This is a genomic window from Paenibacillus sp. CFBP13512 (assembly GCF_005233705.1).
GTDB lineage: Bacteria > Bacillota > Bacilli > Paenibacillales > Paenibacillaceae > Saccharibacillus > Saccharibacillus nuruki.
Map to the genome: position 1 here is coordinate 84,083 of NZ_QGAD01000015.1, position 11,257 is coordinate 95,339.

The 11,257-nt window shown below is 32.9% G+C and carries 12 protein-coding genes; 3 read left to right on the forward strand and 9 right to left on the reverse strand.

Translation table 11 applies throughout. The features are described from left to right. The 6 genes from PaeCFBP13512_RS18720 to PaeCFBP13512_RS18740 form a co-directional block, all read right to left on the reverse strand. Complete coding sequence (locus tag PaeCFBP13512_RS18720) at positions 1–789, reverse strand: hypothetical protein (protein WP_137225250.1); 789 nt, start codon at positions 787–789, stop codon at positions 1–3. Positions 790–897: 108 nt separating this feature from the next. Next, on the reverse strand, positions 898–1,236 hold the full coding sequence (locus PaeCFBP13512_RS18725) for a hypothetical protein (protein WP_137225252.1): 339 nt from the start codon (positions 1,234–1,236) through the stop codon (positions 898–900). Between the two features lie 62 nt (positions 1,237–1,298). Continuing rightward, positions 1,299–3,326 carry an NAD-dependent DNA ligase LigA gene (ligA, locus tag PaeCFBP13512_RS18730; protein WP_241669430.1) on the reverse strand — a complete coding sequence of 676 codons (2,028 nt, stop codon included), beginning with the start codon at positions 3,324–3,326 and terminating at the stop codon, positions 1,299–1,301. Positions 3,327–3,486: 160 nt separating this feature from the next. Beyond that, entirely contained in the window at positions 3,487–3,654 is a 168-nt protein-coding gene (locus PaeCFBP13512_RS23275; protein WP_161594318.1) for a hypothetical protein, read from the reverse strand. Then, a complete protein-coding gene (locus tag PaeCFBP13512_RS18735; protein ID WP_069328469.1) occupies positions 3,647–4,189 on the reverse strand; it encodes a hypothetical protein in 543 nt (180 codons plus the stop codon). Before PaeCFBP13512_RS18735 ends, PaeCFBP13512_RS23275 begins: the two co-directional genes overlap by 8 nt. A 203-nt stretch (positions 4,190–4,392) precedes the next feature. Then, the gene (locus tag PaeCFBP13512_RS18740; RefSeq protein ID WP_161594319.1) at positions 4,393–5,715 is read right to left on the reverse strand and encodes a 5'-3' exonuclease; all 1,323 of its coding nucleotides are present in this window, start codon (positions 5,713–5,715) and stop codon (positions 4,393–4,395) included. 219 nt (positions 5,716–5,934) lie between these two features. Here PaeCFBP13512_RS18740 and PaeCFBP13512_RS18745 point away from each other — a divergent pair, with 219 nt between their 5' ends. Both PaeCFBP13512_RS18745 and PaeCFBP13512_RS18750 read left to right on the forward strand, forming a co-directional pair. Further along, complete coding sequence (locus PaeCFBP13512_RS18745; protein ID WP_137225256.1) at positions 5,935–6,993, forward strand: hypothetical protein; 1,059 nt, start codon at positions 5,935–5,937, stop codon at positions 6,991–6,993. A gap of 31 nt (positions 6,994–7,024) precedes the next feature. Next, complete coding sequence (locus PaeCFBP13512_RS18750) at positions 7,025–7,237, forward strand: hypothetical protein (protein WP_137225258.1); 213 nt, start codon at positions 7,025–7,027, stop codon at positions 7,235–7,237. Positions 7,238–7,292: 55 nt separating this feature from the next. Here PaeCFBP13512_RS18750 and PaeCFBP13512_RS18755 read toward each other — a convergent pair whose 3' ends face one another. Both PaeCFBP13512_RS18755 and PaeCFBP13512_RS18760 read right to left on the reverse strand, forming a co-directional pair. After that, positions 7,293–7,730 (reverse strand): NucA/NucB deoxyribonuclease domain-containing protein, encoded by a 438-nt coding sequence (locus PaeCFBP13512_RS18755; RefSeq protein ID WP_275094499.1) that lies wholly within the window; start codon positions 7,728–7,730, stop codon positions 7,293–7,295. Between the two features lie 249 nt (positions 7,731–7,979). Then, positions 7,980–9,344: a CHC2 zinc finger domain-containing protein gene (locus tag PaeCFBP13512_RS18760; RefSeq protein ID WP_161594320.1), complete on the reverse strand. Its 1,365-nt coding sequence runs from the start codon at positions 9,342–9,344 to the stop codon at positions 7,980–7,982. Between the two features lie 238 nt (positions 9,345–9,582). On the opposite strand from PaeCFBP13512_RS18760, the gene PaeCFBP13512_RS18765 reads away from it, so the two are divergent. Continuing rightward, on the forward strand, positions 9,583–10,191 hold the full coding sequence (locus PaeCFBP13512_RS18765; RefSeq protein ID WP_137225264.1) for a hypothetical protein: 609 nt from the start codon (positions 9,583–9,585) through the stop codon (positions 10,189–10,191). 45 nt (positions 10,192–10,236) lie between these two features. On the opposite strand, the gene PaeCFBP13512_RS18770 is transcribed toward PaeCFBP13512_RS18765, so the two are convergent. Continuing rightward, a complete protein-coding gene (locus PaeCFBP13512_RS18770) occupies positions 10,237–10,833 on the reverse strand; it encodes a hypothetical protein (RefSeq protein WP_137225266.1) in 597 nt (198 codons plus the stop codon). Between the last annotated feature and the right edge of the window lie 424 nt (positions 10,834–11,257).

Here is an 11,257-nt window from a genome sequence, read left to right on the forward strand (position 1 = left end):
TCAAACACCACTGTTTACTAAAACAGATTCTGAATACTTTAAAAAAGTTTTGGCAAATTCTATTGCTGAAGCATTTGAATCAAATTTTAACTGGATGCTATTATTTTTGAAAAATTTAATTTCACGTATTTTTGTCATACTCTCAAAAATAAATGGTTCAAACCAGTCGTCTCTTGAGTTGTTAAACCGGAAGGCATCTAGTTCTTTTCTTAAAGTGACACTTTTGCTTTCAAAGTATTCTAGTGCATAAAAAAGTTCTTTCAATGTTCTGTCTGATTTTAGATTCCAGAAACCAACTTTAAAAATAGCTGGCTCAAAAGCTATGAAAGATTTAATTCGAATATTTATATTTTTCACATTCACATGTGGAAGATATATGTTTTTCTCAATATTTTTTTTGATTTCTAAGTATGCTTTTTCTTTAAAATCAAACCCACCTAACCTTGCAATAATATCATCTACAATCTCTACATAATCAATCTTCTTGAACCCTTCAGCATCAAACGGGAATATAGTTACATTATATTTGGATTCGAAATGCTTTTTAATATCGTTAGCAAATTTAATAATCATTCCTTTTTTTCCGGACTCTAACTGCTTTACTAATTCCCAATTATTATAATATTGATTTTTGAATGGGTTTAAATCTAGTAAGGTTAGTACAGAATCAACTGATTCGGTAGCTCGTATACATTCATTTTCAAGTCCTTTACAGATTGTTTGATCCTCGGCATCAATAAATTCTAGAATATCAATTTTTACCTCTTCAAATTTGCTTAATAAATTCATATTATTCTCTCCCATATAAAAACCCGATATAAAAGGTTCACAAAATATTGTGAAGTGACTTTTAATACCGGGTCATCATTTTATTTTAAATTTCACTTTTGTACAGAGTTACGAGCCTTCTATATTATTCAGATTGATATTATAAAAGCCACACCGCATCTGAATTAAACGATTTAATTCTTTATCTTTCAAATGAGTGATCGACTCTTTAGATTGAGATAAAAATACGAATTCAACTTTATTTTGTGATTTTCGTAGTTCTTTTTTTAATCGCATCGATACTAAATCATCAACATCATTTAATGTCTCCAGCATATAGGTTTCTACATTGTCTGGGACATCAAAATTGGCTGACAACATTAAACGATATAAAACGATTAAATTATCATTGTTATTTTCTATATCTAACGTTGTATAAGCATATCCGTATTCTAATTCGGCTTCCATAATTTCTCCTTTACATAAAGAAACCCTGATCCACTTTCTCGACCAGGGTTCACTTTGTTCTTTTAGATAATGCTTAACAATTCACTCTCATTTATTAATCGAATGCCTAAACCTTCAGCCTTTGTTTTTTTAGAACCTGCCTTTTCACCAAAAATCAGAAAATCAGTATTTTTAGATACTCCAGATCCTACTTTTGCTCCAAGTTCTTGTAGCTTCAAAGTAACATCGTCTCTTTTCATCGTTTCGAATGTTCCTGTTATAACAACTGTCTTGCCATTAAATATGTTATCAGTGGCAAGAGATTGATCCACTTTAACAGGATTCTCCGGGTTACAAAAATCAAGAAGACGGCTAACAATAGTTGTATATTTCTCATTACCGAAATATGCTTGAATGCTTATGGCCACAATCTCTCCAATGTCCGGCAACCTTGTTAATTCCTCTTTAGTAGCACTTTGCAGACGTTCTATACTGCCAAAAGCATCTGCTAGAATTTTCGAAGAGTTACTCCCTACATTAGGAATACTGATAGCGCGAATAAACCGAGCTAAAGATGCTGATTTACTCTTTTCAATCGCATTCAAGAGTTTTGCAGCTTTTTTAATTTGGAAACTTGGCAATCCTACTAAGTTATTAGCATCAAGACGATACAAATCACTAGGGTCTTTGATAAGTTTATGATCAAATAGTAATTTAGCTGTACTCTCGCTTAATCCCTCAATATCCATAGCTTCTTTACTAGAAAAATGAGTAATCCATCCAATCTGCTGTGGCTCACAATTCCATGTATTAGTACAAAATAGATGTGCTCCGTTTTTAACTAGCTCGCGCTGGCAAGAAGGACAATATTGCGGTGGAATTACTTGTTCACCTATAGCATCAGGATCTTCCATACCTAAAATTTCAGGTATAACGTCATTCGAACGACGCACGATGATATCTTTTCCTAACGCATAGCGTAATCCTTTACGCTCAATATCACTGTTATTGTTTAGTGTACAGCTAGAAACTGTCACACCCCCAATTTCCACCGGTTCTAAGCAGGCTACAGGAGTAATCTTGCCTGTTCTACCAACTTCCCAAGTAATCGAATTTAGAGAAGTTACTGCCTCTTCTGCTTCGAACTTATATGCAATTGCCCACTTAGGATATTTCGAAGTGTACCCTAAAACAGATCTTGTTTTCAGGTCACATACTTTAATGACAGCACCATCAATCAAATAATCCAGTTCTGGACGATTCAGCTTGATCGATTCAAGTTCTTCCATAATATCCTCTATCGTAGAATGATATTGGACATACGGATTTACTTTGAATCGGTTTAGCTTTAGAAAATCGAAGACTTCACTATGTTGAGTGTGATTTAAATCCGGGCTATAACCTATATTGTAGATATATGCATCTAATTTTCGTTCAGCTGTCACTTGAGGATTCAAATTTCGAATCGCACCGGCTACAGCATTCCGAGCATTTTTAAGCGGTTCTATAGCTGTTTCATTATACTTTTTCAGTGTGGAAAGTTTCATAATACCTTCACCTTGAACTTCAACTAATCCCATATACGGAATTTCAAGGGGGATAGAAGAAATGGTCTTAACTTGAGCAAGAACACCTTCTCCCGTAATTCCATTTCCACGCGTTGCTGCCTGAACCAAAACTCCATTATTGTACGTTAAATTTAATGTTAAACCATCAAATTTTAGTTCAACAACATAGCTAGGATCTGGAAGAGGAAAATTGGGATGAACCGCATTATGAGCTTGAATGGCTTTTTTCACTTGAGCTTCCCATGTCTTCAAGTCTGCAATAGAGTTTGCTTTTTCTAGACTCCATAGATGACTACGATGTTCATGTTCTTGGAAACCAGGTAAGATATTGCCTCCAACACGCTGTGTAGGTGAAGCGGGCAAAATCATTCCGGTTTCCTTCTCAAGATCTCTTAACAAATCCATCAAATAATCAAAATCAATATCAGAGATAATCGGATTGTCTAAGGTGTAGTACAAATGGCAATGCTTGTTGATCTCTCTTACAAGGTTCCGCATCTCTGTTTGCTTTTCTTGAATGGTTAAATCTTGCATGTTTGTCATGGTAAATCTCCTTTTTTATTGGTTTTAGGCGCAAAAAAATGCACGCACCTTTTCAATGACCAATTTATTACACACGGTCACTCAAAAGATGAGTGCATATAAGCTTCATAAATAAGATAACACAAGTACTCAAGAGATTGGCTTGAGTACTTGTACACCTTTATTTTGAAGCAGATTTCATTTCTTTCTTTTTCGCAATAAACTCTTTGGTTTCTTTATCACTTAATTCTTGATTTACATCAGGAATCTTTGAGACTAATGCTCCATTAGTGATATCAGTAAGATGATCTGAAAGATAAAACAAATGTTCACGTTCGTATTTATTCATTCCATACATCTCCTTCTTGAAAATATACTTTTGTTAATTGGAGAGCTGCTTGTTCATCAATAACCATTCGCCCTCTAGCATTAATCGATTCAGCATTTAAAACTTTCATGTAATGTTCGATAAGATTCGTTTTTGCATTAAATGCAACATATCCCTCAAACCCGTAATCGATGCTTTTTTTGCAAGCTATAGCAAACAGATGAGCACCGACACCGGAATAGATTCTCGAACCCACGTTAGTAGGTGCGCTTTCGACAAGATGGATCTCAACATAACCTTCCATCTTTTCAAAAGCAATTAAACCTTCAATAATCGAAGAACCTTCAACTGTCAGTTTTAATAATTGAATGTTATGTTTTTGATAAAGACTTTGCCAATCAAAATTCCAATCTTCTAACTGAACTAAAGATACATCCTTTGCCGTGACTTTAGAAACTTCTGTTTCACATACTTCTCCAGTTTCAATCTTAATTAAGCAAGGAGTAAGATGATCAATAACAATATCTAGTGCAAATAGACCATTGGCTTCTTTCATTTCTACCTCCATTATAACAATAATATTCATTGAAAGCACAAAAAAAGCCAGACGATCCGATTCTAAATAGAACAAAAGAACATAGTTCTTTGTTAAATTCCCTAGGGGATAATAGAATCGATAGTCGCCTGACTTTCGAGTGTTAAAGATTAATGTAATAGTATTTATTTATCATACACAAAAAATCTGTTGGGTACAACTTATCATAAATTGATGTTTAAAAGATCCATTTGTGTTCTCATTCCTCGTTTATTAATATTCATTTTAAATTGTTCTAAGGGTATATGATCCAAAGTAGGAATATCACATTCCAATAAAGCTAACTTTTTACTCAATACTGTTAATTCCTTTTCTTTAGTAAAGTTTTTAGCATACCGCTTTAACTTTTCCGGGAAATTTTCAAGATTTGAAAGAATGTTTTCTACCCCTCCATATTCTTTCAATAAAAGAGGAGCTGCTTTCTCTCCAACTCCTTTCGTTCCTGGTATATTATCTCCGGCTTCTCCACAAATAGCTTTATAATCAGCATATAAACCACATTCAAAACCATGCTTCTCGAAAAACTTTGTATGAGTCATTTCTGAGTTATCACGAATCACTTGAATTACATCTTTTTCTAACAACTGATATAAATCCTTGTCATTGCTTAAAATAACTACTTTCCCTTTATCTTCTTTGATCCACCTCTTCGTAATATATCCAATCACATCGTCTGCTTCCATTGCTGGAGACTCTACAACTTTAATATTCATTTCATGGAGTAATTTGCGTGCAGTCGATAGTTGTTCTGTTAAAGCATCTGGCTTCTCTTTATCATCCCGATTAGCTTTGTATCCAGGATAGAGTTTTCGACGAAACGTTTCAGAACGAGCTACGTCCATTGCAAATACTAAGTGAGTCGGCATATATTTTCTAATCATAGAAATCAATCTGTTCAAAAAGGGTTTAATTGCGCTTGTATACAATCCTTGACTGGATTTTATAAGTTCTGATCCTTCCCTAGCAGCCATTGCATAATAGCATGTAGTGACTAAATTATTAAAATCAATGATTAACAAACGTTCTTGGAATGTAGGTTCTTCTATTTCCTTATATTCTACAGGAGTTGCCATTGATTTTATTTCTACCAAAGGGTTTTTAGAAAAACTCGATACAGTGGTATGAAATTCGATGACCGAATCGTTAGGTTGTTGGTCTGAAATAAGTACTTTGGTTACATCAATAACATTATTGTTCCGTATTTGTATAGAATTTAACTCGTTAATAATCGCAATAAGAGACTGTCGAATATTATTTTTTTGAAATACTTTTGAAAGAATATTGTCTTTCCATATACATGTTTGTGGATTACTATTTTGATTGTTTGAAGTGATCGTATCTTCAAATTCTAACGTTAAATACATATTGTGAATAGCTATGGTTTTTAACACACTCATCTTAGGTATTCGATCAAGCAAGCTACTCAAGCTCGTGATCGTGCTGGAAATAGTACCGTTTTTTGAAAGTGCTACCTTTACTTTATTCATCTTATTCGCTCCTATTCTTTTATTTTTGGACAAAAAAAATCGCATCCAAATTAAAAGAACCAATAACGCTCACTAGTAGACATACTAGGTTTGGTCGTTTTAATTTAAACGCGATTTGTGAAAAAAATTCAGGTTGTCGCATGACACCGAAATAGGAATAATATTGAAATTTATAAAACAAAGATTATCATACCCTTGAAATTTTGTCTATTTAAAAAAATGAAAGTTTTTCCAAACCTAGATATACTAGCATTATCAACAATTATTGGAGGTTTAACTATGAGAGCTTTATGTTCATCTCTATTACAATTAATTAAAAATGTAATATTAATCGCTGTTTTTGCCTATCCGATTACTTTTATTATTCAACTTCTAGTAGGTAATTCTTTATTTTCAAGTTATAACTTATTATTGATCCACTATGTTCAACACTACGGGAGCTGGCTCATTCTCTTTACTGCGACTCTTATAATCGCTCATAGTAATGAGAATCAAATAGCATTGATGGAAAAAATTCGAGAGAATCATTACCTTTTAGAGGTGCAACGTTGGGCAGCTACCTCGTTCATCTCCCCTACACATTTATATTATCTATTCTCTCCACCTACTGCTGTTACTTCAGATCAGAAGAGTAATGCTTATGATCCTTTCTATATCAAAGTGGTTAATGATTTTAGAGATCGGGTGTATTCCCATATCATTCCTTCACATACGATCCCGCTGCATAAGCCCAATATGATTCAAATTATTGGAAAACCTATGACAACCTATCTCTTTAAGCATATACTAAATATTGTACTCGTTATTTCAGTAATTATTTTTTGGAATATTCCATATTTGTCTTCATGGTATAACCTAATTCTATTTTTTATAATTTATCCTACATTAAAAATGACTGATTTTATAATTGCATTTTGTTATATCCAACCTACCTCCGTTTATAAAAAAATAGAAAACCAATTTCATACAACCGAACCTTATATAAGTTGGAATCAGCTAGATTCTAATAGTGACTTTGGACAAACGATCTTATTTTCTTGGAAAGCTGATTCTGACAAAAGACAACGTGATCATAATCAATTACATTCGCTTTCCCAGCATAAAATTGATTATAATAGTCCAGGTATTTCTTGTTATCCTTATCCTGAAAAAGAACATTCTTATTTTGAATCTAAAGAGAATTCTTATTCTAACTTCAATGAGATTATAGCTATGCCGGTCATTTCTAATCATAAGAATAATGTTATTCCTTTTACTAAGAGGAATAAGAAAATATAATTACTGATTTAATGCTATAGGAGAGCTCGCTATGCATATATGGATGAGAGATAATTACAAAATCATTCCTATTGAACATCATCATGGACTATACAAGTTTGAGGTTGTCCAAAATAATGAAGTTATTGCTGTCATAAGCCCAGCTACCCTCATACAACAAAAGCAAGTCATTACTGCTTTAGATGAAGGTGAAGATATTCATGGTTGGGATGACTGTACAGGTAATACAATCTATGTGTATTAACACAAAAAAGACTGAAGCTATAGAGGAATATCTCTATAAGCTTCAGTCTTTTGGTTTAAGGCGTAATAAATAATATTTGAGTGCCATCTGGATAGTCTTGGATTCTACGACCTAACCAAGCTCCAGAGCCTCTATTATCAGATGGATGTACATATTTAATATCTGCTCCATGACCACCTTCTACACATACAGCTGGAGGAAATTCATCTCGATCAAATCCTTTTTTGATAGGAGTATTTCTCAAAGAATTTTCCCTTCGTCGATCTGCCCCATCGCGGTCAATTGTACAAATAGAAGGTTGTCCATTTTCTATCGCTTCTTTCATATGCTGTACCGTTTCAGGATACCTTTTAAAAGGTATCTTAATCTGGATAACATCTGTAGTATGGACATAAATAGGGATATGATTAACTTTTTTTGATTTTCCAATATCATATTTGTTCCAAGCTATTGCTAGAGCAATCAAAATTACACACAGTATTACCTTTTTCACTATTGTTCCTCCTTACAACCCTTTAATAAACAATAAAAATCGAATAATTGAGAACAACATAAATCCTATCCCAATCAATTTACTTATCAATCTTTTTATTTTAAAAAGTACTATACCTACGATTATTATCGCTATAATTAAAATCCAATTCGTCAATATAAAATCTTCCATGTTATAAGCTCCTTCTTCATAAAAAAAACGAAGGTATCTCGATGAGATCACTCCGTTTTTAAATGACTATAATTATTTTTAACCTATATAAGGTAAAGATATTACTTTTCGATCATCTGTAAGAATATCAATTTCTATAGGTAAAACTCCATTTAAAAGACTATCATCTAATCCTTTTCCATCTTCAGGATTCCAGCACCAGAGTACTACCTCAATGTCCTCTTTAATACAAAGAGTAACCATATTTTGAAGGTGCTGAAATACAATCACATTTTTACCTTGTTTTTTAGTTTTATCTACAAATGCATCTGTATCAATAGCAATAGCTAACTTTTTAATCTGCATCCTTTTCGCTAATGGAATTAGGTCTTGATAATTTCCTGCGCCTGGCAAACCAAAAACTAGCTGATTTGTGTAATTGGCTGTAATAGTTGATTTATGTTCTCCTTCAGTTACTATGGCAACAGAAGTATCGAAATAATGACTTAATTCATCACCAGGTTTCCATAATTTTAAAAGCTTAGAAGGAACCGTGACATTAATAACAGCACCTGAAGGAGCTCCACCTATACGTAAGCGGTCTCTCGAATAAACGGTACTATTCTTAATTTCATCAGGAGAAGTCGGATCAGATGAAAACCAAACGTATTTTGCTTTTCCGTCTGTTCTTCCAGTTGCTACGCGTAAACGCACAATCAATCCTAGCTCATTGCGGACTGGAAGATAATATTTCCCTTGCATCCCTATGATCCAATACCAATCATCTTCATTAGCCGGATCACCATTTACTTTTAATGCTTTACTAAAACCAGGTATACGATCTAGATTGTAACCTTCTTCAAGCAATGTTCTTACAATTTGATTTGCTTGTTCGACACTAGTAGGTACAGATCGTAATCCAAAAGCTTGAATTTCGCTATCTGAGTATTTTCGACGTTTTCTCCACTCTTTGACATGATCTTCTAGTAAAGGACATAGAGATAAATATCGACGATAGACTTTATTACAAATTTCATCAGGTTGAGCAGGTACTTCATCCATCACTGCTCTTTGTTTAGGTACAATCTGTACTGAATCATTTTTGATGACTTTACCATTTTCAAATTTTACCGGAATCCCATAAATTTCTGCTAAGCCTATTACAGAATCTTTAAAGTATTCTTTTTCTGCTGACCCGTAGGTGTGCCAGCTATAGAAACTAATCGCATTATTACCACGACAACCACAACCGCCTCCACCAAAGCATTTAAACAATCCTTTAGAAAGACTGATCATCGTATCAGGTGTTTTTTCAAAGCCATGATTTGGATTTGGACAAAAAAGTGCGTAATTGTTTCCTGATCTTCTCAATGTATGCCCTAAGCGTTCGGCTACATCATCAAGACTAATATTAGATAGCATATTGATTGTTTCTTTTGAGATAAAATTAGCTGTATCATTCATATTCATCGTCCTCTCAATAGTCTTTAGAACAAAAAAACACTTGCCCTTTCCAACGACTATTATTTCTGCAAGGATTGCAAAAATCAGTAGTCACTCGAAAAGATAAGTGTTTTGAAAAAGAAATTCCCATAAGCGCTTGCTAGGGAGTGGGTGAATCTTTAAAATGTATAATATTATTGTATCATATTTTAAAAAAAGCTCAACTTGAATATATTGTTTTATAGGAGTGAATAAATACTTGAATAGGTTTAAACAATTCAAATGGTCCGATGCGTCTGTAGATAAAATAATCGCTCGCATCCAGTATACTTTATTAACATTGCAGGACTTATCAGCTGCTACATATGATATAAACGTTCAACATAAACATCTTCCTACATCAAAAGAAATTGAATCTTTATTTGATATGAATTGGAGTACCTTTATAAAGACCTATATTCCGAAACCATCAGCCGGAGACATAGAAGCTTTCCTTTTGCCAAATTTAGTATATGAATTAAAACGGCTAGATTCAAACAACTGTGATTATTACCAGCGCTATAGAAACAAAGAACAGCCAGCATTGAACTACCTTATTTACATGTTAGATATGGATTGGAACCAAATATTAAAAGAATGTGAACGCATCAAAATTAAATTGAATATACCCCCCAACACAAAAAAATGGACAAATGAAACGATGATTGATCATGTTTTACAACTGCACGCAAAAGGTATACGTTTAACGATGAATAACTTGATTGATTCTGGTCTATCTCAAGCTCATGTTAAAATACACTTCCGTACTCTCAATAGATTGATTACAGCTGCTAATCTCAAACCATCCAGAGTATATCCCAATAAATAAGGATCAAATGAGATGGCAGTTCTAGATTCTCATTTGATCCTTATTCTAATTATTTAGATATTTTAGGTATCTTTTCATTTCTCGGTTTAGAACTTCTAATCCCCTAGCCACTTGATTTTCTGGATCTAATTGAAAATCAGTATAAAGATCATAACCTCCTAAATCTACTTTCATTAATTTTTTTGTTTTTTGATCCCAGAATATATGTTCCAATTTAAAATCCCAATCTTCTACGTTTCTTTCAGCCGCTAACTTAACAGCTTCGCTATATTGTTCTCTTATTGATTGCAGTTCACCCTTACTTATCTTTTGTTTTTTTAATAAACCATTTAAAGCTTCTCCAGATGCTTTTTCTATGATAATAACCTGTTTATCAATGTACGCGTACATATCAGGATAATAAGGTATACCTGATAATGCTTCGTGAATTTTAATATCATGTCCATTTTTACTACGATCAGTAAAGAGTTTGATTGCAATACTATCGTTAATTGCTTTAAAAACGTGTGAGCGGTGTTCGAAAGGAGGACTTGGAACTCTTTCAAAATCTAATAAGGTAGTTAATGCAGGCCAATATTCTTCACTTAATATGGCTTGTTGGATTTCTGGTTTTAGCTTTTTAAAATTTGAGGTTATTTCCAAATGAATTCCTACTTTCTTTTATTTTAAAGAATTGTAGTAGCTATCTTCTTCATTATAAGCTTTAAGCTAAAAGATGAATAAAAATTTGTATGTAGATACTATTTTAAAAGATAGATATATAAAAAAGAAAGACTTAGGATCAGCAATTCCCTTGCTACTCTTGACTTTAGACATTTTATTTCTAAAGAAAACAGAACTTTGATTTCTACTTTCCTAAGAATACATAAAGATAAATAATCTATTCATATAAAAACAGAAAATCAAAAGCAAAAAATCTAATTATTTGCTAATTATTCATAAGTTTAGTTATCTACAAGTATAGTTCTGTTTTTGTATGAAATATGACTCTAATTATCCCAGATAGTCACAAAAGTTTATTTATAATTTCTGTTTTTATACGATTTAAATTTAAATCTAAAATTAG